Below are 22,157 nucleotides of genomic sequence, written 5' to 3'. Positions count from 1 at the left end.
TTCACAAGGCCACTGATTTTACATTAATCAAAGTCCGATTTCCTTAGAATCAAGGATGATGGTAAAAGGCCCATCATTTACAAGCGAAACCTTCATGTCTGCACCGAAAACTCCGGTCTGAACCTTCCCATCTACCTTTGATTTAATATCTTCTACTATGTAGTCATAAAGCGATTCTGCCATATCAGGCGCGCCCGCATTCACAAAGCTTGGTCTATTTCCACGCTTGCAGTCAGCATATAGCGTGAACTGCGATATCAAAAGAAGCTCACCGTCAACACTCGCAAGATCTAGATTGGTCTTGCCATTTTCATCATCGAAGATGCGCATATTTATAAGTTTTTTGATCATCTTATCAGCGATTTCTTTTGTATCCTCATTTGATATTCCTATCAAAACGAGAAATCCCCTAGAAATCTCACCTGAGACCTTTCCATCTATTCTGCACGCAGCCTCGGAAACTCTCTGTATTACAAACTTCATATATTATCCTCTCTTCTTGATTTCGCCCCTCTTTTCGTAGAAATCTAAGCACCTTTCTGCCATGATGTCCATAGGGTCAAAGTAAAAGCTTCCAAGCGAAAGCTCCTTCCTAACAACTGAAAGCTCAGTGCAAGCAAGGACAGCGGCTTCGCAGCCCTCATCCTTCACATATTCCTCTATTTTTTGCCATATTTCTTCGTCAGCAGGCTTGCCACTCTTTATACATTCGTAGATTTCGTGCATGACTAGAGCTTGAACTTCGGCCTTTGGCGTAAATGCAATTACTCCACGCTTTGATAGCTCATCTTGGTAGAGCCTTGTCTCTATAGTTCCATCCGTAGCAAGAACGGCTACCTTCCTAGCACCAAACTCGCTAGCCACTGCCTCGGCAGTCTCTCTGATTAGATGAATAAAAGGAATATCAAGCTCATCTTCTATCATATTTACAAAGTAGTGAGCAGTATTGCAAGTCACCGCTATCGCTGTACAGCCTGCATTTTGGAGGAACATCGCATCTGCGAGAAGCTTTGACCTAACTGCTTCTATCTGCGCTTCATCCTTTGATAGAATTGCTCTAGTCCTATCTGGCATCCCTGCGTGACTCAGTAAAATCAAATTGAGATTCTCCTGGTCGCAGCTCGCATCTGTCTTACTACTTATCATGTCGTAGAAAACTGCCGATGCCATAGGGCCCATTCCGCCTATAATCCCTAACACAACCGTCTCCTTAAATTATATAAATTCTCTTAGTCCGTAAACGAGCTTGCCGCGAACTCCCCGGGTTGTCTTCGCATGGTAGAGCGAGCTTATGATGGACTCTTCTAGCGCTTCAACCGCTGGCTCAAACACCTTGTCTATCGCATCCTCATGAATAGCCTTCATCTCTACAAACTTTTCATCACTGTAGTGAGGCATTCTGTTTGCTGTTGAAAAGGCAATGGCTATATCTCCTGACCCGTTACCCATGTAGGAGCCCGTTCTGCCAAGTGCTATCGCTGCTCTATTTGCAATTCTCTCAAGCTGGCGAGACGAGAGCGGTATGTCCGTTGCTATGAGCATTATGATTGAGCCCTTATCTTTTGCAAGAGAGTCGTCTATATCAGACTTTAGCCTTTCTTTAACCTTTGGCAAAAGCTCGCTTCCGTAGTGTCTTCCGCCTATTACTAGATTTCCCTCTTCACCAAAATTTGAGAGAACCAATGCTCCAATCGTATATTCGCATCCATCCAGCTCTACGCATCTAGACGCAGATCCTATTCCGCCTTTGAACCCCAGGCAGCACATTCCTGTGCCAGCACCAACTGCGCCCTCCTCAAAGTCAGGACTACTTTCTTCTGCAAGTCTAAGAGCTTCTCTAACATGTTCTTCTCTTACATGAAGCCCTCTGATGTCGTTCAGCCTGCCATCATTACACTCAGTCACAAGCGGATTCACAGTTCCCGTACTTACGCCTATGTCCTCGTTTTGCTCTAGGCAATACTTTGTCAAAGCAGTCGTAGCCTCTCCTACGGACAAGGTATTTGTCATTATTATAGGAGTCTCTATATTTCCGAGCTCCTTAAGCTGAACTATGCCAAGGCTTTTTCCAAAGCCGTTGAGTACAGAAGCTCCAGCTACCACCTTTGATCTAAAGATATTTCCCTCATGAGGAAGTATGGCTGTAACCCCTGTGTTTATCTCATTATCCTGTATAGTCACGCTAGCGACCTTTAGGCCCTTAACATCTGTAATCTTATTCAGCTTTCCTCTTTTCCATTTGTGGTGCAATTCAAGACCGCAGTCTTTTGGAAGTCCCATTTAGATTCTCCTTATGATTTAAAATTGATGAGTATTCACTAGCTATCCCTAGTGCATGAAGTCATAGGCTGTAATGTATTCCTTGAAGCTATCACACCTATAAACCACCGTATGTGCATCTACTAGCTCTGCTCCGATATAGTTTGCTGCATTGCTAGCATCCTTGTGCTCCTTGAACATAAACTCTAGTTCAAAATGCTCAGGCATATCTATGCACTTAATTTCACCCTTCTGCAGGCGTTTAACTGCCTCATATGCCTGTGCCTTAATCAAATCACAAGCATCTAGCGGATGAAGGCTGAAAGTAGCTCCGCCAATTCCTTCTTTGACTGCAGCCACGCAAACGCCAGGAAGTTCTGCCTCTGCCTTATCGCAAAGGGCCTTGTCCCCAGCAATTAGTCCAATTGGAACACCATGGTTTGCACATATCAAAACATTATTGTCCATCTCTGATATAAGCTTGCCGTTTAGCTTTGTCGCCATTAGTCTCGCATATGTCATTGTGTGAGCTAACGGGTTCTTGTTGCTATATCCCTCTGAGTGGTATCCGACCATGAAAGCAAGGTCGAAGTCTCTATCCACAAGAGCCATCATCGAGTCTGTCGAAGCCGCCCATCCGCGGATAAGCTTAACCCCCCTTGGAAGCTTGTCAGGAATTAGGTTTAGTGCACTGTCGTGGCTGTCCTTAACAACTACTTCATCTGCTCCTGCTTCTAGCGCTCCAAGACAGGCAGCTGAGACCTCTCTAGTCATCTGCTCGCAGGCCCACTCGTATCCAGTTCCGCCAATTCTCTCTGTCTCTGTCCAGTCAGTTACATTTGTAACGCCTTCTATATCTGCACTTATGTATACTCTCATCTTGTCCTCCTATATGTTATATCAAAATTAATTTTTCTTGGGTTTGGGCTCATGCCCTTAGCGATATTCTACCATAAAAATTAATCTTATAGAACCGTTTCCCCTAATGTATGCACGCTGATATTTAACTTTGATATGCCAGCTCATCTGCCTATCTTCTCAGCTTGAAAATACCTTGCTCAAAGGGTATAATTAAACAAATAATCTAGGCGGTAAAATCGCTATTACATAATGCAGAAAGGAGCGAGGGCTCGCCCTCAGCCATATAGATATGAATGTCAATTTTAATGTAAAAGAAAAGGTTGATAGCATCTACCCAGAGATTGTAAAAATTAGAAGGCAGCTTCACGAAAATCCTGAGCTAAGCCAGCAAGAGAAAGAAACCTCAGCACTTGTTTGCAAGGTTTTAGATGAGCACGGCATAAGCTACCAGAGCGGTATCGCAGGATATGGTGTTGTTGCCCAAATCGGTCATGGTTCTAGAGCTGTTGGAATTAGAGCAGATATGGATGCTCTTCCAGTATGTGAAAACACCGGGCTTCCTTACGCATCAAAGGTAGAAGGCGTTATGCACGCCTGCGGACACGATATGCACACAGCTATCCTACTTGGTACGGCCATGCTCCTCAAGGAGCTTGAGCCTGAGATAAATGCAAATGACAGCGCTGTGAAGCTATTTTTCCAGCCAGCAGAGGAAACCATCGGAGGAGCTAAGCAGTTAATTGAAGCAGGCTGCATGGAGAATCCTAAGGTCGATAAGGTCATAGCCCTGCACATAGATCCTAACTACAAAGCTGGCACTGTGGTTCTAAAGTACGGTCCTATGAATGCGGCGACTCAGGAATTTGAGCTTACTGTAAACGGCAAGGGATGCCACGGTGCTCACCCTGAGGGAGGTGTCGATGCGATAGTTATGGCAAGCAACATCGTCACATCAGTTCAGACCATATCCTCTAGATTTAACGCACCGACGACACCTGTAATCGTGACAATAGGTAAGTTTCAGGCAGGCGAAGCTCCTAATGTAATCGCAGGAACCGCAAAGCTCAGAGGAACCATGAGAGCCCTTGAACCTGCCGTTATGGATTCAATCAGAAATAAGTTTGCTCAGATTGTTGATGGTATTTGCGCTGCCTATGGTGGAAGCGCTGATATATATTGGCACAATGATGGATATCCTGCTTTGATTAATAGCGATTCAGTATGCGCGCTTGTCGAAGGTGTTGCTAGAGAGCTTTACGGAGATGAGGCAATTGCAATAATGCCTGAGCCTAGCCTTGGCGCTGATGATTTCGCCTATTTCGCCATGGCTGCAGATAGCTGCTATTTCAATATTGGTGTCACTCCAGAAAACGAAGATAGCTATCCTCTGCACAACGAGCACCTTGCTCCTAGCGAGGAAGCAATGAAGGTCGGAATTGCGGTTGAGACCTGCTCAGTACTCAGATTGCTTTAATCAAAGTTCAGCTCTTTTGATTAGCTAGACCACTTCTGATAGCTTAAGTTTTTATGTACAAGCATATCTCAGAGTGATATAATTTTATATTGAGTATAATTTAAGTTTTAAAGAGAAAATATATGTCAATAGAAATTAAACCCATTACAATTGAAGAATTTGCAAGCAGGCAGTACGACTTTGACTGTATGAATTTTCAGCAGTCTGCGGAGATGGCTTTATGCCAGAGCGCAAGAGCTGTTTATTTAGATACCGAAACTGTAAAGATTCTTAAGGACGGTCAGTTCATAGGCCAGAGCATTATAAATTACAGGAGCATATTCAGGTTTTTCAAGGAAGCCTGCATCCTAAACGGACCACTTCTCGATTACTCATCCATGAGCAAAGATGAGCTCAAGGAAGTCTTCTCTGCACTTCAAGCTTACATGAGAAAGAAGTGCGATGAGATAAGGATAAATCCACCTCTAGTTCATTTTGTTCTTAATGACGCCTTAGAAACAGAGGAAACGCTGAATGAACACGTTAAGTTAGCATTTGATGAACTCTCATTCAAAAACTTTGTAGACAGAAGCTGCGCTGAATCCATAGACCAGATTTTCGTTAAGTCCCTCAAGGGCTACGCTTCCTTTGATGAGATTTCAAAGGAGCTATCAAGCGCGTTCAGAAGTAGTATCAAAAAATTCTCTGAGTCATGCGTAAAGGTTCGCGAAATGGATGAAAGCGAAATAGGCGACTACTACAGAGTCTATTCTGAGACAGCAGAGCGCAAGAGTTTCGCACTTCAGACCGAAGAATACTACGTTCTTCTTAAGAAAAACTTCGGTGACAAGGCTAAGATTATGGGAGCATTCCTAGATTGCAAGGAATACGAAAACTATATTGCTTCTAATATAAGCATGTTCGAGGATAAGATTGCAGAGTTAAATCAGCAGGCACAGACCAAGAAAACCAAGGGTCAGCTAAACGATGCAAACGATAGACTTAGAAGCTTTATCAAGCGCAAAGAGGACTACGAAAAGCTAGGTATAAGCGAAGATATTGTCCTTCTTTCATCATATGTCCTCGTATGCTACGGCAAAGAGGTAATCATAATGAGTGGTGGTTCTATCGAGAAATACCTCAATTTCGGAGGTTCAACTCTCATCAACTGGGAGATGATTAGGTATGCTTTTGAGAATGGCTACGAAAGATATAATTTCCATGGAACTATAGAAACCGACCAGATTACAAAGGCCAAAGGAAATTACCACTTCAAGAAAAATTTTGGAGGCAACTTGCAGATTTTGCTAGGAAGCTTCATTAAGAATGTAAATCCTATACTTTCTTTGATAAAACGCGTCAGAAAGGCTCATTAGTCACTGACAAATACACGGTTAACACCTTATTCAAAAGGAGAAAATATGTCAATAGAAGTCACACAAATAAGCTTAGAGAAATTCGAGCAAAGACAGCTTGATTTCAGTAGGTCTGATTTCATGCAGAGCGCAGCCTTTGCACGTACTCAGCTTGGGATGGGAAGCTATGTGGGTCTTGAAGCCGTCGAAATCACCGATGGAGATAGGCTTATAGGACAGAGTATTATAACATATAGACCGCACATGAAGTTTTTCAAGAAGGCATGCATATATCAGGGCCCTTTGATGGACTATAGCGATCTTGTGCTCGTCAAGGCTGTTATATCAGCTATTGAGCTCTATGTTAAGAAAAAGGCGCAAATTCTAGAGTTTCATTCCTCAATAGAAAATCTCATATATAACGATAAACTAGAGGTTGAGGAAGAGAAGAACAAGGATCTTTTTGATATGATATGTGATCTCGGTTTCAATAGAACCATTGATCGCACAGGTTCTGGCTCAATCGACCAGATTTTTGTCAAGAGACTTGAGCAGTTTACTGATGCCGAAGATATATACAAGAGCTTTTACAGCTCGCTCAGAGGAAGCATCAAGAAATACAAGGAATCTCACATCAGAATCAAGGAGCTAAACATGGATGAGCTTCCTGAGTTCTACGACATACTCGAGAAGACATCCGAACGAAAGAGCTTCTTCATCCAGCCACTTGAATATTTTGAGACGATTAAGGCTGAATTTGGCGAAAATGCCAAGTTCCTAAAAGCATATATCGACTGTGAGGAGTACACAAAATATCTCGATGATAACATCGCTTTGTTTGAGAACAGAATCGCAGAGCTATCAGAAAGAGGACAATCCAAGAAGACCAAGGGTCTCATCACCGATGCCAAGGACCAGCTAGGAAGCTACCAGAAGCGTAAAAGAGAGTTTGAAGCGCTGAATATCACTACACCTACGGTAAACCTTTCATCCTACCTCTTCATGTGCTACGGAGATGAGGTAATCTTCCTCTTTGGCGGTTCCTATGCCGAGTACATGCATCTAGGTGGTGCAACTATGCTAAACTGGGAAATGATAAAATACGCCCACATGAACGGCTACCCTAGATACAACTTCTACGGCACAATAGAGACAGATCAGGCTATAAACTCAACAGGCAACTATAATTTCAAAAAGAGCTTTGGCGGAAATCTAATCCTGCTAGGTGGTTCATTCACCAAAACCCTTAGCCCACTAGTGAAATTCCTAGACAAGATAAGAAAATAGAGCAAAACAAAACCGATGATTTTGGTACCCCATTCTCATCGGTTTTTTCGTCATCAATATATGCTGTCAAAAGCGGATTATCAGAAAATAAAATACCCCTCTATTTATCTTCTACTCTGATCTTATTCTTCTGACTTGCAATGCTGTCTCCGGCTCTTCTCGCCGTGCTGTGGTTATTCGCTGCCGGTACCATAGTATCTAACACGGAACGGCTTTGATTTGGTTTATCCTTTTTCTTAAAAATATTCTTAAGCTTCATCTCAATTCCTTTCCTCACTTATAAGTCTTTAACTAACAATATCGCTGTTAATACCATTATACCTTCTAAAAAGCAAAATACAACAGATTAATTTCTCTCTATCAAATTGTCGCAATATGCACAGCGTATTTCCCCATTTGCTCCGGTCTTAAAACGCTGAGGAAGTTCCTGCTCGATTTGGGAAATGCACTTAGGATTTCCGCATTTGCAGCCCTTATCATCCTGCGCCACAGTCTTATCTCTAAGAGTTCCTGCACTTCCCTCAAGAAGTGTCAAAATAAGCGACATCCTCATAAACTTTCCATATAGCGCCTGCTTAAAATAGCACGCTCTCGGATCATCGTCAACATCAACGCTTATTTCGTTTACCCTAGGTAGCGGATGCAGAACGCTCATGCTTTCCTTAGCGCTAGCTAGCTTTGCTCTTGTCAAAACATAGCTATCTTTGAGTCTTTCGTACTCATCAAGGTCATCAAAACGCTCCCTCTGAATCCTCGTCATATAGAGTATATCAAGCTTTGGCATAGCCTCCTCTAGGGATGTCGTTTCAACAAAAGGCACATTATTTTTCTCTAAAACCTCTGTCTTTATATACGCTGGAAGCGAAAGCTCCTTAGGTGATATGAGAACAAAGCTAACCCCTTCGTATCTTATCATCGCCTTTATCAAGGAATGCACAGTTCTTCCGTACTTTAGGTCACCACATAGGCCGATAACCATATTATCGAGTCTGCCGTGCTCCCTATATATGGTCAAAAGATCTGCAAGGGTCTGTGTTGGGTGTGCGTGACCGCCATCTCCTGCATTTATAAGTGGAATTGAAGCACTTTCTGCTGCGACAAGAGGCGCTCCCTCGTATGGATGTCTCATTGCGATTATATCTGCATAGCAGCTAATCACCTTTGCTGTGTCCGAAACGCTTTCGCCCTTTGATACAGAAGCACTTGAAGCCGATGAAAAGCCTAAAACATTTCCGCCTAGCTCCATCATCGCTGCCTCAAATGAAAGCCTTGTCCTTGTCGACGGCTCGTAGAAAAGTGTCGCAAGCTTCTTTCCTTCACAGGCATTTCTGTACTTTACCGGGTTTTCCATAATGTCGCAAGCTTTTTTGATCATGGCATCGAGTTCTTCAACGCTAAGCTCGTCAATGTCTATGAGACTCCTTGGTTTTTCATTTGATATTAAAGCATCTGAAAACTTTAAATCCATCATTATTTTATCCATCCTTCGTCGCTTGGATTATTTCTGAAAGCAATAAGTCTTTCCCTATCCTCTGGTCTTATGTAGCTTTCGTCTACGGCAACCTCGCTGATTACATCAAAGTTTGTCAGTGAAATATTCTTTAGATTTTCCTGAGCCAGTCTATCTAGACCCTTCTGCATTCCGTAGGTGAAAATGCTCACGATTCCAAGAACCTCTGCGCCTGCGTTTCTAAGAGCTGTAGCCGCATCGATAACGCTTCCTCCAGTTGAGATTAGGTCTTCAACTATTACAACCTTATCACCCTTGTTAAGCTGACCCTCTATCTGATTTCCTCTGCCGTGATCCTTTGCCCCAGAGCGAACATAGCCCATAGGAAGTCCAAGAATGTGAGCTGCTATAGCCGCATGAGCGATCCCTGCTGTTGCAGTTCCCATAATTACATCAGCCTCAGGATACTCTTCCCTGATTACATCTGCGATGGAGTTTTCTATCAAAGTTCTAACCTCTGGTGCTGTTAGCGTAAGTCTATTATCACAGTAAACTGGGCTTTTGATGCCGCTCGCCCATGTAAATGGCTCATCTGGTCTAAAGAAAACCGCTTTGATTGAAAGCAAGCCCTTTGCTACATCTTTTTCTCTCATAACTTTGCTCATTTCTTCCTCACTTCCTATATCTATCCGATAAACTCCTTGCAGCATCTCTCGTATGCTGAAACAACGTCCTCAGCCTGAGTAATAGGCCTTCCCACAACTATGTAGTCAGAGCCGATTTTATTAGCCTCAGCAGGTGTCATAACTCGCTTCTGATCTCCCTTTTGTGAATCAGCAAAGCGAATTCCCGGAGTTACAGTTACAAAATCATCTCCGCACGCGCCGTGTATTCCCTCAGCCTCCTGAGCAGAGCAGACAACGCCGTCAAGACCAGCCTCTTTAGTCATCTTAGCATAGTGTAAGACAACATCAACAAGTGGCTTTTCTATCAAAAGGTCGTGCTTCATGGCCTCTTCATCTGTAGATGTAAGCTGAGTTACCGCTATCAGAAGTGGCTTATCAGCCTTCTTTCCTTCTCTTTCACAGAAGCTCTCGTAGCCTTCCTCAAGTCCAGCCTTAGCAGCCTCCATCATTCTCTTTGTTCCAGCTGCATGTACATTGACAATGTCTGCGCCTAGTCCACCTAAGACTCTCATCGCACTTGCCGCAGTATTAGGTATGTCATGAACCTTTAGGTCGACGAATACCTTGTGCCCTCTAGCTTTTAGCTCCCTGACCATATCAGGTCCCTCAGCATAGTAAAGCTCCATGCCTATCTTAACAAAGGGACGAAGCTCCCCGAATTTCTCTAGAAAATCTAAGGTCTCACGCTTGCTTGAAAAATCACATGCTATTATTACATCTCTTCCCATTAAATCGCCGCTCCTATTATTTCATTCAAATCTTTTATTCCGTACTTTTCCATAGCAGAAGGTAAACCTTCAATGATTTCCTTACATGCAAAAGGATTAACCAAATTTGCTGCACCAACCTCTACAGCCGTTGCACCTGCCATCATCATCTCAAGCACATCTTCACTTGTAGTTATTCCACCCATGCCTACTACAGGAATCTTAACAGCTTTAGCGACCTGGTATACCATTCTTAGAGCTACTGGAAATACCGCGCTTCCCGAAAGACCGCCCATGACATTTGCAAGTACAGGCTTTCTAGTCTTAAGGTCTAGTCTCATAGCTTGCAGAGTATTTATCAAAGCAACCGCATCTGCACCAGCATCCTCACAAGCCCTTGCAATCTCCACAATATCAGTTACATTCGGCGAGAGCTTCATAATAACTGGTTTATCACTCACTCTCTTAACCGCTCTTGTCACATCAGCAGCACATGAAGCATCAGTACCAAAGGACATTCCGCCGCCGTGAACATTTGGGCAGCTGATGTTAATCTCAAGCCATCCTACCTCATCCTGAACAGCCATCTTTCCCGCAGTCTCTACATATTCGTCTATTGAAAATCCGCTTACATTCGCTACAATTTTCTTATCAAAGCATTCCCTTAACTTCGGAAGTTCCTCTGATATTACCCTATCAACACCAGGGTTTTGAAGACCTACGGAGTTAATCATTCCGCCTTCGGTCTCAGCAATTCTAGGAGTAGGGTTACCAAACCTTTCCTCGCCTGTCGTTCCCTTACATGAAAAGCTTCCGAGTATGTTTATATCATATATCTCTGCGAACTCATATCCATATCCAAAGGTTCCACTAGCAGGAATTACCGGGTTATCAATCTCTATGCTGCAAAGCTTAACTTTTGTATTTACCACAGTATTTCCTCCTTTCTCATAACAGGACCTTCCTTACAGATTCTCTTATTACCTGTCAAAGTCCTACATGAACAACCCATGCAAGCACCAAAGCCGCAGCCCATTCTCTCCTCAAAGCTAAACTGTCCGCTTCCGGGACTTGCAGCATATACGGATTTTAGCATCGCCTCAGGACCACAAGTGTAGATATAGCTGTGCTTTATATCTGCGATAGGCTTATCAACAAAGCCCTTAATTCCGTAGCTTCCATCAGCTGTCGTAATTACAAGCTCATCAGCAAGCTTTGAGAACTCGTCCACATAGAACATATCCTCAGCTTTGTTGAAACCAAGCAGAACCTTTACCTTCTTCCCCTCTGAAACCAGCCTCTTCGCAAGAAGGTAAAGGGGCGGAATACCGACACCTCCGCCTATCAAAAGCGGCTCGCCTCCAGCCTCCGAAAGCGAATATCCATTGCCTAGCCCAACGAGAACGTCTAGCTCCTCGCCGGCCTCATACTCGCTGAGCTTAGCTGTTCCTCTACCCATTATCTTGTATATTATAGTCAGCTCGTCCTCTCCGAGGTCGCAGATTGAAATCGGTCTGCGTAGGAAAAATCCCTTGAGCTTGATATTTATAAATTGTCCTGGAGCTGTTATAGCCGAAACATCGCCTGCGAGTCTCATTCTATAAATGCCCTCGCTTAGCTTCTTGTTTTCGACTATCTTCAAAATCCTTTGCTGCATTTTATACCTCATATACTCTTTGATCTTGCATATATCGGGTCTTCCTAGGGGCACGCCACCGCACCCCTAAGACCCTCATATTTTCATCAAGGAGTGTAATTACGCATCTATCGTTGAAATCGTCAGTGTCATTTCCTCAAGTACATCGAGCAGAACTCTAACTGTATCCAGTGAAGTTAGCATGGTTACATTGTTTTCCGTTGCTGAACGTCTAATCTTGTGACCATCGCTCTCCTGTCCGAATGAGCCGATATCCTTAGTATTCAAAACATATGCCATGTGGCCCTGATGTATTGAATCTAGTATCTCGTGGCTTCCCTCACTGATTTTTCTCAGCATTCTCGTTCTGATTCCATTTTCCTTTAAGTAAAGAGCAGTTCCCTCAGTTGCCTCAATATTGAATCCTAGGTTATAGAATCTCTTTATCAAAGGAAGTGCCTCATCCTTATCCTTATCAGCAATCGTTGCAAATACAGTTCCGTAGTTCTGAAGGTGCATTCCCGAAGCCTGAAGCGCCTTATATAGCGCTCTGTTTAGCTTGTTATCGTATCCGATTGCCTCACCAGTAGACTTCATCTCAGGTGAGAGGTAAGCATCTAGTCCCTTTATCTTGTTGAATGAGAATACAGGTGCCTTTACATAGTATCTCTTCTTCTCCTCAGGATAGATATCAAAGAATCCCTGCTCCTTGAGGCTCTTGCCCAATATAACCTCTGTCGCAATGTCTGCAAGGCTATATCCAGTTGCCTTTGATAGGAAAGGTACGGTTCTTGATGAGCGCGGATTAACCTCGATGATAAATACATTCTCCTCTTCATCTACGATGAACTGAATGTTATAAAGTCCTATGATTCCAATGCCTAGTCCTAGCTTCTTCGCATACTGAAGGATGATTCCCTTAACCTTATCGGATATGCTAAAAGTAGGATATACGCTGATTGAGTCTCCTGAGTGAATACCTGTTCTCTCAACGAGCTCCATTATACCTGGGACGAAAACATCTCTGCCATCGCAGATTGCATCTACTTCAACTTCCTTGCCCTGGATGTACTTATCTACTAGAACTGGCTTGTCATTGTCTATTTCTACTGCAGTCTTTAGATAGTGTCTGAGCTGATTTTCATCTGCAACTATCTGCATAGCTCTTCCGCCAAGAACAAAGCTTGGTCTTACAAGTACTGGATATCCAACAGCCTCTGCAGTTTTGATACCCTCTTCGATATCTGTTACAGCCTTTCCTCTTGGCTGTGGAATATTTAGATCTACGAGAACTCTTTCAAAGCTGTCTCTGTTCTCAGCTCTTTCGATAGCCTCGCAGTCAGTTCCGATAATCTTAACACCTCTATCCTCTAGTGGCTGGGCTAGATTAATAGCTGTCTGTCCACCTAGTGAAGCGATAACTCCTTCTGGATTTTCAAGAGCGATTATGTTCATAACATCTTCAGGTGTCAAAGGCTCAAAATAGAGCTTATCAGCCGTTGTGTAGTCTGTTGAAACAGTCTCAGGGTTATTGTTTATGATAATAGCCTCATAGCCTTCTTTTCTTATGGTCTGAACTGCGTGAACTGTCGAGTAGTCGAACTCTACACCCTGTCCAATTCTTATAGGACCAGCACCTAGCACGAAGATTTTCTTCTTATCGGTTACTATGGAATCGTTCTTTCCGCTATATGATGAATAGAAGTATGGGATATATGCTCCTGTGTGGCATGTATCTACCATTCTATAAACAGGGAGCATTCTGTTTTCCCATCTTAACTTGAAAACATCAAGCTCTTCCATGCCCCACTGTCTAGCAACTTCGATGTCTCCAAAGCCCATCTTCTTTGCCTCAAGAAGTACATCCATATTGCCCTTGTTTTCTGCAAGCTTTCTCTCCATCTTAACCATATCTGCAAATGTTTCTACAAAGTATGGCGTAATCATCGTGATTTTAGCAATAGTTGAAACATCTATATCTCTTCTTAGAAGCTCACAAACTGCAAAGATTGCATCGTCTCTAAATGTCTTTATGTACTCGAGCATGTCCTCATTTGACATCTCAACAAACTTATTCATTCTGAAATGGTCAACACCGATTTCAAGTGAGCGAACTGACTTGAGAAGACACTCTGCAAGGTTTGAACCTATACCCATAACCTCACCAGTTGCCTTCATCTGAGTACCTAGCTCATTTGATGCGCTAGCAAACTTATCAAATGGGAATCTTGGAAGCTTTGCAACAACATAGTCGAGCACTGGCTCAAAAGCAGCTGTTGTATTTGCTACCTCTATATCTTTAAGGAGCATTCCCATAGCAATCTTTGCTGTAACCCTAGCAATTGGATATCCGCTGGCCTTTGATGCAAGAGCTGATGAGCGAGATACGCGTGGGTTTACCTCTATCAAGAAGTACTTGCTCGAGTTAGGATCTAGAGCAAACTGTACGTTACAACCACCTTCAATCTCAAGTTCTCTTATAATCTTTATAGCACTGTCGTTTAGCATCTTTAGGTCGTGGTCTGAAAGAGTCATGATTGGTGCTACAACCATAGAATCTCCGGTGTGCACACCCACAGGGTCAATGTTTTCCATTCCGCAGATGGTAATCGCATTGTCCTCAGAGTCACGCATTACCTCAAACTCAATCTCCTTGTATCCCTTAACACTCTTTTCTATCAAAACCTGATGAACCGGTGATAGCTTAAAAGCATTTGTTCCAAGCTCGTCTAGCTCCTCTTCATTATGAGCAAAACCGCCGCCTGTTCCGCCGAGTGTGAATGCAGGTCTTAAAACTACTGGATATCCAATCTTCTTAGCCGCTTCCTTAGCCTCATCTAGATTATAGGTGATTTCTGATGGGATTGTTGGCTCTCCAATTGACTGACAGAGTTCCTTAAATAGCTCTCTGTCCTCAGCTCGTTCAATACTTCTGATGCTCGTTCCTAGAAGCTTTACATCGCACTCCTTAAGCACGCCCTTTCTGTCTAGCTGCATGGCAAGATTTAGTCCTGTCTGTCCGCCTATGGCAGGAAGAATTGCGTCTGGTCTTTCGTAACGAAGAATCTTTGCCACATATTCCAGTGTCAAAGGCTCCATGTAAACCTTGTCCGCTATCGTCGTATCCGTCATTATAGTTGCAGGGTTTGAATTTACTAGAACTACTTCGTAGCCCTCTTCCTTGAGCGCTAGGCAAGCCTGTGTGCCCGCGTAGTCAAATTCAGCAGCCTGTCCGATTACGATAGGACCTGAACCGATGATAAGTACTTTTTTGATATCTGTTCTCTTTGCCATTTTATACCTCCAAAAATATATATGAATTTGAATTATTTACTCTCTAGTTTGCCATGCTATTATCTGCAATATGCTATCTTGCCGTTGCAGAGCGTAAGCATGCACTGTCCCTTAACCTTTTCTCCCTCAAAAGGCATCGCTCTTCCCTTTGTCAGGAACTCATCTGAGCGAATCTCATATTCCTTCTCAAGATCAAAGATTGTAAAGTCAGAAGCCGCTCTCTTTATTCCAAAGCGCTCACGCGGAGCCTTAGTCATAAGCTTTATCAATTGCTCTAAGCTCAAAACTCCCTCAAGCACTAGCTTCGTATATAGCAGTGGAAACGCAGTTTCTAGACCAACTATACCGAAGTAGCTATCCTTAAGCCCCTTGTTCTTCTCATCTAGGGTATGGGGCGCATGGTCAGTTGCAATCATATCCACGCTTCCATCTAGGATTCCTTCTATCAAAGCCTCCTGATCCTGTCTTGATCTGATCGGAGGATTCATCTTATACCAGCCATCTTCCTTTAGGCCCATGTCATTCATTATCAAGTAGTGAGGTGCTGTTTCGCATGTAACATCCACGCCGCTCTTCTTTGCATCTCTTATGAGCTCAACGCTCTCCTTACTAGAAATATGGCAGGCATGGAACGGGCATCCTGTCTCATCAGCCAGCTTGATATCACGCTCAACCTCACGCCATTCACTCTCGCTGCAGATTCCAAGGTGATTATTCTGCCGTGCATACTCACCATCGTGAATATATCCGCCTTTAACTAGGCTCTCCACCTCGCAGTGTGCTACTAAAATCTTACCTAGCTCTTTCACCTGATACATAGCCTCTCTCATGAGAGACTCGTCCTGAATTCCTCTTCCATCATCAGAAAACGAAATTGCATAAGGCGCCATAGCTTCCATATCCGCAAGCTTCTCACCCTTTTCTTCAACGCTTATAGCTCCGTAAGGATGAACATTTATTACTGCATCTCTTTTGATGATATCTAGCTGCTGTTTAAGGTGTGGCAAACTGTCTGGCACTGGCTTTAGGTTTGGCATTGTGCAAACATCTGTGTATCCGCCTGCAGCTGCCGACCTGCTTCCCGTTCCTATAGTTTCCTTATATGAAAAACCCGGCTCACGAAAATGCACATGCACATCGCAAAAACCGGGAAAAATAGCGTAGCGAGAATCATCAAAAAGCTCGCAGTTAAGGCTACTATCAGCAGTCTTTTCTACAGCTTCTATTACTTCTTCTTTATTTAGCATATATAGCTTTGTGTTATTTAGAGTCATTGGTCTTCCTTTCGATTCCTAACCCTTGGAATATATTCTATTTTGAAACAAACCCTTCGTCTTGCAATAAAAAAACCTTGCCGACGACAAGGTGAGTATACAAAAACATCATGCACAGGGCACGTTATGAGTATATATATTCCAATCTTGCCGATCTCTCTGTATCGTATTAAAGATTATAGAAATACTAACACAAAAGCATTTTAATGTCAATAATTTCGAAGTAATTCGGACTAAAAAAGCCCAGATTTCTCTGAGCTTTATCTTGCTGATTATGATATATTTTATTTGGCATTTTACAGACCTTTTTTAACATGTAGAAAGTATGAGTATCCTAATGGAATCAGATTTCCTATAAGCACAGCCGCAAGGAAGCTATAGAAAATATCAAACATTCCTATAGCTGCATTTATAATTACTAGAATGCCTATAATTATATTTATCACACCTGCTAGCCTATTAGTTTTATTCCAATTTTCCTCGTTAGCATATGTCCACGGTAGTAAACAACCGATGGTATAATTCTGCCTAGTCTTAGGTAGGTAATTTCCTATGATTATGTATGTAATTCCTAAAAATATGCCTAAAAACAAACTAATATTAAAATGTATCCCTAGATTATATATATAGATAACGGCAGTCAAGGCTAATGATAAAGATGGAAGAATCCACATATTAATCCGATAAACTTTGCTACTGATATTTTTCTTGCGAGAATCTGCAGCTATTATCATTGCCATAATTAGATGCACTGCTAATAGAATAAATGGCGCTATTATAACTGCAAACCATTTTTCTCTATAGCCATCTGCTTCATTATCAAAATTAAAATGTACAGCCATAGAATCAGGAAGCTTATTCCAAAGCAGCATTCCTACTAAAATAGGTAGTAATATAACAATACTTGTCAGAATTAAAGTCTTTTTATTCGTCTTCATATTTGACATTTGATCCGTCCTCCTTCAAATTCGTTATCCACAACGTAAAGGATTTATAAATTCTTTTTAACATGTAGGAAATATGAGTATCCCGCCGAAACTATAATCACTAGAAGTATAGCAATACCTATAATCGCTGGGCTATCAGGCAGATGTATAAACCTTCTCATAATCGTATACATTCCTAATAACATATATAGGATTCCAGCTAGATGATGGGTTCTATTCCAGTTTTCTTCATTTGCACATGTCCATGGAAACTTCATCCCTAAAGCACCATTTCTTTTGATCTTAGGGTAATAATTTCCACCAGTTATGAGAAATACACCGACCAATAGGTCCGTAAGTAAGGACGGATCTATTTTAATTCCTAAAATATATGGATATATAATATACGATATCCATATAGATATTAATGGATCTACGCATATGATGAGAGTATACATCTTTCCAATAGCCTTCCTACTTGGTGACTTAGATAATTGTATTGCCAAAAGCAAATGGAAAAATAGAACTGCAAGTGGCATTACGATAACTCCCATAAATTTATCGCTAAAGTCTACGGTCATAAAATTTAAATCTACCGAAAAAGCGATACTGCTTGCATGTTTATTCCATGATAGCAATCCTGCTAATAAAGGTAGCAAAATCAATATACTTGTCAAAATTGTGGTTCTTCTATCCCTTACTAACATTTGATCCGTCCTCCTTCAAATTTGTTATCCAAAGCATAACTTCTTCCAGAATAGATACGTTTAATTGATAGTAGATATAGTTTTTTTCTTTAGTCTCAAATATCAGATCTGCCTTTTTAAGCACCTTCAGGTGATATGAAATGGTTGCTCCAGTTGTATCAAAATTTGATGCTATCTCACCTGCGGACATGGGCCCTGCTTTAAGAAGCTCTAGAATTTTTCTTCTTTCTGGATCTGATAAAGCCTTAAAGGTCTCAGCAAAAGCCATACTCCAACCACCTTCCTTTCTATTATTTAGATAATTATCTAAATAGAATATAGTCCTATCAAATACAAAAGTCAATAGCTATTTAGAAAATTTTCTAAATAGTTTTATTCATCTTCTTGCTTTGATGCAATAAAAAATGGCCCCGCATATGCTGAGCCATCTTATATATAGTGTTTATCTTAACTTTATTTATTTAAACAAATTTAAGCCGAAGAAGCTGTCCATCTGTCCGGCTAACACGAGAATCATGATCGGTGGAACTATCCATTTTAGACAGAACTGGTAGTAGCCCTTCATTTTAAACTTCTTCTCATTGTCCGTTCCCTTATTTTCGATTTCTGCATCGAGCCAGCCTGGCTTAATCCATCCAAAGATTACAGCTGTAAGTAGTGCCGCTATAGGCATAAATATACCCTCTGAGAATAAATCAAAAAAGTCAAGCAAGGAACCAAGTCCTAGTGGATGTGGAAGACTACTCTCTCCTAGCGAGTCAACTGCTACAAGAGCTCCCTCTAGAGCTATGAAGACACCTACTGCAAGGCTTATCTTAGTTCTATTAACTGGTTTGTTCTTCTCGATTGCTCTATCCATAATAGCTGAGCTTACTGCTTCAACGAGCGATATGGATGAAGTTATTGCTGCTATGAATACAAGTCCATAAAAAAGTGTTCCAAACACCGGACCGAGCGAACCCATAGCTGAGAACACTGTCTGAAGTGTGATAAATAGAAGTCCAGGACCAGCTGCTGGATCCTGACCTGAAGCAAATACTGCAGGCATGATTGCAACACCAGCCATCACTGCAATTAGCGTATCTGCGATAGGGATTATAACTGCATTCTCCTGTAGATCCTCGTTCTTCTTCATATAAGAACCGTACGTAACCATGATAGCCATACCAAGCGATAGTGAGAAGAACATCTGTCCACTAGCGCTAGCTAGCACGCTTATCCAGCCTGTTCCCTTGAATACATCAAAGTTAGGCTTAAAAACAAACGCAAGTCCTTCAGATGCACCTGGTAGGGTTACACTTCTTACGATAACTATGCAAAGCATTACAAAGAGCGCTGGCATAGCTATAGCTGAGAATTTCTCTATTCCCTTGGATACTCCTACACTTGTGATTAAAACTGTCAGGAATACGAATATTACTGTGAATGCAACTGTCTGAACAGGGTCTGTGTAAAAGCCCTTAAAGAAAGCTGCAGAATCAGCCCCATTTACACCCCATGAAGCGCCAAAGAAGTCACCGATGTTTGCTATTGTATATTTGATGCAGTAGCCTCCAAGCATCGAATAAAAGCCCAAGATTAGCACTGGCGAAATCCATGACATCCATCCGATGAAAGTGTACTTTTGGCTGATTCCTCTATAGGCTGCGATAACGCCCTTACCTGTCTTTCTACCGAGAGCTAGCTCTGAAAGCAAAATTACTACACCTACTAATGCTACCATTATTAGATATATGAACAAGAAGGCAAATCCGCCACCCTTACCCATTACATAAGGAAACTTCCAAAGGTTTCCTAGTCCAACAGCAGAGCCTATCGCAGCCATTAGAAAGCCGAACCTACTGCCCCACTGTCCCTTTTCGTTTTGATTCTCCATGTGATATTTCTCCTATATTTCATCTATTGCTAAAACAATCCTAGTTTAAAGAATGAATCTATCTGTCCGAGCAGAATGAAAAGCATGAATACCGGTGCTATGTACTTTAAGCAAATGTGCACGAAATTCTTGCTCTTATAACTGCTACCCTTCTGTATTTCGTCATCAATATATGTTGGGTAGCACCATCCGAGGAATATGGCCATGAAAAATCCTCCAAGTGGCATCAAAAGTCCTTCGCCGAATAGATCAAATGTCTCTAGCCATGTCTCAAAGCCAAATAGGTGCTTAAGGCCACCTGTTCCAAGTCCATCTGCTGCTACTAGTAGTCCGCCTAATGATGTAATGATACAAACTATAGCAGTTATTTTTCCTCTTCCTGGCTCCTTGCCTTTTTCGATATTCATATCGATGAAAGATGCAACTCCGCCTTCTAGCATAGCGATTGAGCTAGAAAGTGCTGCAAGGAACACTAGTAGATAGAACGCTGTTGCAAACCATGGTCCTGCTGCGCCCATTGACTTGAATACCATCTGAAGAGTTACAAATAGCATGCTTGGGCCCTGTGCGGGCTGAAGTCCAGATGCGAATACCGCAGGGATAGTTGCTACACCTGCTAGAATAGCTGCAAGCATATCAGCAACTGGAACGATAAAAGCATTGCGCTCTAGATTTTCCTTGTCATCAAGGTATGAACCGTAAGCAATCTGGCATCCCGCTGCAAGTGAAAGCGAAAAGAATAGCTGCCCCCCCGCTAAAGCTAGGACACTGATCCAGCCTGTTCCCTTGAATACCTCGAAATTAGGCTTGAACATGAAGGCAAGTCCTTCAGATGCTCCAGGTAGCGTAATGCTTCTAATAACTACGACAATAAGCATTACAAAAAGCGCTGGCATAGCCACTACCGAGAACTTCTCGATACCTCCGCCAATTCCCATTGTTACAATTACGAATGTCATGAGCATAAATAATAGCGTAAATATTATTGACTGTGTAGTATTAGAAATGAATTGTCCGAAAAACTGCTCACTTGCCCTTTCGCCTACACCCCATGAAACACCTAAAATATCACCAAAGTTAGCTACAAGGTACTTGATACAGTAGCCACCAAGCACTGTGTAGAACGGCAATAGGAAGAACGGTGTAAGTGTTGCAAACCAACCATTGAAGGCAAACTTCTTATTAATAGCCTTGTATGCACCTACTGGAGCCTTTCGCGATTTACGGCCTATGGCAAACTCTCCAATCATAAGGCAGTATCCGATACAAACTACCATGACAACATATAAGAGCAAAAAGGCAAAGCCGCCGCCTTTTCCCATCTTATATGGAAAACCCCAAAGATTACCTAGACCTACGGCAGAGCCGATAGATGCCATAAGGAATCCGAAGTTCGACTTAAACTTTCCTCTCTTTTCAATATTGTCCATTAGAAACCTCCAATTTTTACCTGTGTTTTCCATAAAAGTTTGAACTCATAAACCCTTCCAAGGCTCTAATCCGAGCCATCACAAACTCTTTGCAAAAACACCAACGAATTTTATTGATCCTTAAAAAAAGAATCTTGTCCCATTATATATTTTCACAATCTTTGTGTCAATACCTAAATTTGATATAATATAATTTGTGTTTTATCACAAATTATACCTTTAATAATGAGTAAATTTAATGTTAATAAAATAAAAAAGAAGCATATCGCATAATTGACTTTTTGGGAGCTATAAACTCCCTTAATTCTGCAATAAGCTTCATATAAATTTGCTAATATTTCAGCCTTTACTAAATCTCTCTTCTGCCCTCTAGAGCCTTGAGAAGAGTAACCTCATCGGCATACTCTAAGTCGCCACCAATAGGGATCCCATTTGCAATTCTGCTCACCTTAACCCCAATAGGCTTAACCAATCTAGCAATGTACATAGCAGTCGCCTCACCTTCGATGGTTGGGTTTGTCGCAAGTATAATCTCTTTGATTCCCTCATCCTTTAGGCGCATAATGAGCGACTTGAGATTTATGTCCTCAGGGCCTATTCCGTCCATAGGTGAAATAGAGCCGTGAAGAACATGATATAGACCATTGAACTCACGGATTCTCTCCATGGCAATTACATCGCGAGGATTCTCAACTACGCAAATAACATCCTGCCTTCTGTTCTTATCACTACAGATTGGACACGGATCACTTTCCGTCAAATTTCCACAAATCGAGCAGTAACGCATAGAGTTCTTTGCTGCAACTATGGAATCAGCAAGCGCCTTTGCTTCATTATCATCAAGCGACAAAATATGAAAGGCAAGCCTCTGAGCTGTCTTCCCACCGATGCCTGGAAGCTTTGAAAGTTCTCCAATCAATCGTCCTAGCGGACGCGGATACTGTGCCATCTCTTAG

20 protein-coding genes are annotated in these 22,157 nt (G+C 42.1%); 3 read left to right on the top strand and 17 right to left on the bottom strand.

What is annotated here, in order from left to right; genetic code table 11:
- Positions 1-27: 27 nt before the first annotated feature.
- From ADJ67_01600 to ADJ67_01585, 4 genes are read right to left on the bottom strand one after another with little or no spacing between them, the layout of a single operon-like run.
- On the bottom strand, positions 28-483 hold the full coding sequence (locus ADJ67_01600; GenBank protein AKT46523.1) for a D-tyrosyl-tRNA(Tyr) deacylase: 456 nt from the start codon (positions 481-483) through the stop codon (positions 28-30).
- A 3-nt stretch (positions 484-486) separates the two neighbouring features.
- Positions 487-1,179 carry a hypothetical protein gene (locus ADJ67_01595; protein ID AKT47623.1) on the bottom strand — a complete coding sequence of 231 codons (693 nt, stop codon included), beginning with the start codon at positions 1,177-1,179 and terminating at the stop codon, positions 487-489.
- A 36-nt stretch (positions 1,180-1,215) separates the two neighbouring features.
- Complete coding sequence (locus ADJ67_01590) at positions 1,216-2,280, bottom strand: D-aminopeptidase (GenBank protein AKT46522.1); 1,065 nt, start codon at positions 2,278-2,280, stop codon at positions 1,216-1,218.
- A 48-nt stretch (positions 2,281-2,328) separates the two neighbouring features.
- Positions 2,329-3,138: a hypothetical protein gene (locus tag ADJ67_01585; GenBank protein ID AKT46521.1), complete on the bottom strand. Its 810-nt coding sequence runs from the start codon at positions 3,136-3,138 to the stop codon at positions 2,329-2,331.
- Between the two features lie 271 nt (positions 3,139-3,409).
- On the opposite strand from ADJ67_01585, the gene ADJ67_01580 reads away from it, so the two are divergent.
- The 3 genes from ADJ67_01580 to ADJ67_01570 all read left to right on the top strand — a co-directional run bounded on the left by ADJ67_01580 (position 3,410) and on the right by ADJ67_01570 (position 7,215).
- A complete protein-coding gene (locus ADJ67_01580) occupies positions 3,410-4,594 on the top strand; it encodes a hypothetical protein (GenBank protein AKT46520.1) in 1,185 nt (394 codons plus the stop codon).
- A gap of 122 nt (positions 4,595-4,716) precedes the next feature.
- Positions 4,717-5,949 (top strand): hypothetical protein, encoded by a 1,233-nt coding sequence (locus tag ADJ67_01575; protein ID AKT46519.1) that lies wholly within the window; start codon positions 4,717-4,719, stop codon positions 5,947-5,949.
- 45 nt (positions 5,950-5,994) lie between these two features.
- Positions 5,995-7,215, top strand: a complete 1,221-nt coding sequence (locus ADJ67_01570) for a hypothetical protein (protein AKT46518.1) — start codon at positions 5,995-5,997, stop codon at positions 7,213-7,215.
- 346 nt (positions 7,216-7,561) lie between these two features.
- Here ADJ67_01570 and ADJ67_01565 read toward each other — a convergent pair whose 3' ends face one another.
- The 13 genes from ADJ67_01565 to ADJ67_01505 form a co-directional block, all read right to left on the bottom strand.
- Entirely contained in the window at positions 7,562-8,686 is a 1,125-nt protein-coding gene (locus ADJ67_01565; protein AKT46517.1) for an aspartate carbamoyltransferase, read from the bottom strand.
- On the bottom strand, positions 8,686-9,318 hold the full coding sequence (locus ADJ67_01560) for an orotate phosphoribosyltransferase (GenBank protein ID AKT47622.1): 633 nt from the start codon (positions 9,316-9,318) through the stop codon (positions 8,686-8,688). The genes ADJ67_01565 and ADJ67_01560 overlap by 1 nt, the downstream gene beginning before the upstream one ends.
- Positions 9,319-9,350: 32 nt before the next feature.
- Positions 9,351-10,079, bottom strand: a complete 729-nt coding sequence (locus ADJ67_01555) for an orotidine 5'-phosphate decarboxylase (GenBank protein ID AKT46516.1) — start codon at positions 10,077-10,079, stop codon at positions 9,351-9,353.
- Positions 10,079-10,990, bottom strand: a complete 912-nt coding sequence (locus tag ADJ67_01550) for a dihydroorotate dehydrogenase (GenBank protein AKT46515.1) — start codon at positions 10,988-10,990, stop codon at positions 10,079-10,081. The genes ADJ67_01555 and ADJ67_01550 overlap by 1 nt, the downstream gene beginning before the upstream one ends.
- Complete coding sequence (locus ADJ67_01545) at positions 10,984-11,715, bottom strand: dihydroorotate oxidase (GenBank protein ID AKT46514.1); 732 nt, start codon at positions 11,713-11,715, stop codon at positions 10,984-10,986. The genes ADJ67_01550 and ADJ67_01545 overlap by 7 nt, the downstream gene beginning before the upstream one ends.
- Positions 11,716-11,814: 99 nt before the next feature.
- The gene (locus tag ADJ67_01540) at positions 11,815-14,988 is read right to left on the bottom strand and encodes a carbamoyl phosphate synthase large subunit (GenBank protein AKT46513.1); all 3,174 of its coding nucleotides are present in this window, start codon (positions 14,986-14,988) and stop codon (positions 11,815-11,817) included.
- A 59-nt stretch (positions 14,989-15,047) separates the two neighbouring features.
- Positions 15,048-16,262, bottom strand: coding sequence for a dihydroorotase (locus ADJ67_01535; protein AKT46512.1), 1,215 nt, complete (start codon positions 16,260-16,262; stop codon positions 15,048-15,050).
- Positions 16,263-16,558: 296 nt separating this feature from the next.
- Positions 16,559-17,200 (bottom strand): hypothetical protein, encoded by a 642-nt coding sequence (locus ADJ67_01530; GenBank protein ID AKT47621.1) that lies wholly within the window; start codon positions 17,198-17,200, stop codon positions 16,559-16,561.
- A 53-nt stretch (positions 17,201-17,253) separates the two neighbouring features.
- Complete coding sequence (locus ADJ67_01525) at positions 17,254-17,895, bottom strand: hypothetical protein (protein ID AKT46511.1); 642 nt, start codon at positions 17,893-17,895, stop codon at positions 17,254-17,256.
- A complete protein-coding gene (locus ADJ67_01520) occupies positions 17,879-18,163 on the bottom strand; it encodes an ArsR family transcriptional regulator (GenBank protein ID AKT46510.1) in 285 nt (94 codons plus the stop codon). Before ADJ67_01520 ends, ADJ67_01525 begins: the two co-directional genes overlap by 17 nt.
- 189 nt (positions 18,164-18,352) lie before the next feature.
- The gene (locus ADJ67_01515; GenBank protein ID AKT46509.1) at positions 18,353-19,771 is read right to left on the bottom strand and encodes a sodium:calcium symporter; all 1,419 of its coding nucleotides are present in this window, start codon (positions 19,769-19,771) and stop codon (positions 18,353-18,355) included.
- A gap of 29 nt (positions 19,772-19,800) precedes the next feature.
- Entirely contained in the window at positions 19,801-21,201 is a 1,401-nt protein-coding gene (locus tag ADJ67_01510) for a sodium:calcium symporter (protein AKT46508.1), read from the bottom strand.
- 349 nt (positions 21,202-21,550) lie between these two features.
- Entirely contained in the window at positions 21,551-22,150 is a 600-nt protein-coding gene (locus ADJ67_01505; protein AKT46507.1) for a recombinase RecR, read from the bottom strand.
- Positions 22,151-22,157 lie beyond the last annotated feature (7 nt).

It is taken from the genome of Eubacterium sulci ATCC 35585, from assembly GCA_001189495.1.
Classification (GTDB): Bacteria; Bacillota; Clostridia; order Peptostreptococcales; family Anaerovoracaceae; genus Eubacterium_B; species Eubacterium_B sulci.
Note: the sequence above shows the minus strand (reverse complement) of the source record. Positions and strands in the feature narration are given on the sequence as shown.

Excerpts from the sequence above, each read along its gene's own strand:
- ADJ67_01530 (AKT47621.1), bottom strand. The coding sequence starts at position 17,200 with ATGAAGACGAATAAAAAGACTTTAATTCTGACAAGTATTGTTATATTA.
- ADJ67_01520 (AKT46510.1), bottom strand. The coding sequence starts at position 18,163 with ATGGCTTTTGCTGAGACCTTTAAGGCTTTATCAGATCCAGAAAGAAGA.
- ADJ67_01555 (AKT46516.1), bottom strand. The coding sequence starts at position 10,079 with ATGGGAAGAGATGTAATAATAGCATGTGATTTTTCAAGCAAGCGTGAG.
- ADJ67_01590 (AKT46522.1), bottom strand. The coding sequence starts at position 2,280 with ATGGGACTTCCAAAAGACTGCGGTCTTGAATTGCACCACAAATGGAAA.
- ADJ67_01525 (AKT46511.1), bottom strand. The coding sequence starts at position 17,895 with ATGTTAGTAAGGGATAGAAGAACCACAATTTTGACAAGTATATTGATT.
- ADJ67_01535 (AKT46512.1), bottom strand. The coding sequence starts at position 16,262 with ATGACTCTAAATAACACAAAGCTATATATGCTAAATAAAGAAGAAGTA.
- ADJ67_01510 (AKT46508.1), bottom strand. The coding sequence starts at position 21,201 with ATGGACAATATTGAAAAGAGAGGAAAGTTTAAGTCGAACTTCGGATTC.
- ADJ67_01600 (AKT46523.1), bottom strand. The coding sequence starts at position 483 with ATGAAGTTTGTAATACAGAGAGTTTCCGAGGCTGCGTGCAGAATAGAT.
- ADJ67_01595 (AKT47623.1), bottom strand. The coding sequence starts at position 1,179 with ATGGGCCCTATGGCATCGGCAGTTTTCTACGACATGATAAGTAGTAAG.
- ADJ67_01570 (AKT46518.1), top strand. The coding sequence starts at position 5,995 with ATGTCAATAGAAGTCACACAAATAAGCTTAGAGAAATTCGAGCAAAGA.
- ADJ67_01575 (AKT46519.1), top strand. The coding sequence starts at position 4,717 with ATGTCAATAGAAATTAAACCCATTACAATTGAAGAATTTGCAAGCAGG.
- ADJ67_01540 (AKT46513.1), bottom strand. The coding sequence starts at position 14,988 with ATGGCAAAGAGAACAGATATCAAAAAAGTACTTATCATCGGTTCAGGT.
- ADJ67_01565 (AKT46517.1), bottom strand. The coding sequence starts at position 8,686 with ATGATGGATTTAAAGTTTTCAGATGCTTTAATATCAAATGAAAAACCA.
- ADJ67_01515 (AKT46509.1), bottom strand. The coding sequence starts at position 19,771 with ATGGAGAATCAAAACGAAAAGGGACAGTGGGGCAGTAGGTTCGGCTTT.
- ADJ67_01545 (AKT46514.1), bottom strand. The coding sequence starts at position 11,715 with ATGCAGCAAAGGATTTTGAAGATAGTCGAAAACAAGAAGCTAAGCGAG.
- ADJ67_01585 (AKT46521.1), bottom strand. The coding sequence starts at position 3,138 with ATGAGAGTATACATAAGTGCAGATATAGAAGGCGTTACAAATGTAACT.
- ADJ67_01580 (AKT46520.1), top strand. The coding sequence starts at position 3,410 with ATGAATGTCAATTTTAATGTAAAAGAAAAGGTTGATAGCATCTACCCA.
- ADJ67_01505 (AKT46507.1), bottom strand. The coding sequence starts at position 22,150 with ATGGCACAGTATCCGCGTCCGCTAGGACGATTGATTGGAGAACTTTCA.
- ADJ67_01560 (AKT47622.1), bottom strand. The coding sequence starts at position 9,318 with ATGAGAGAAAAAGATGTAGCAAAGGGCTTGCTTTCAATCAAAGCGGTT.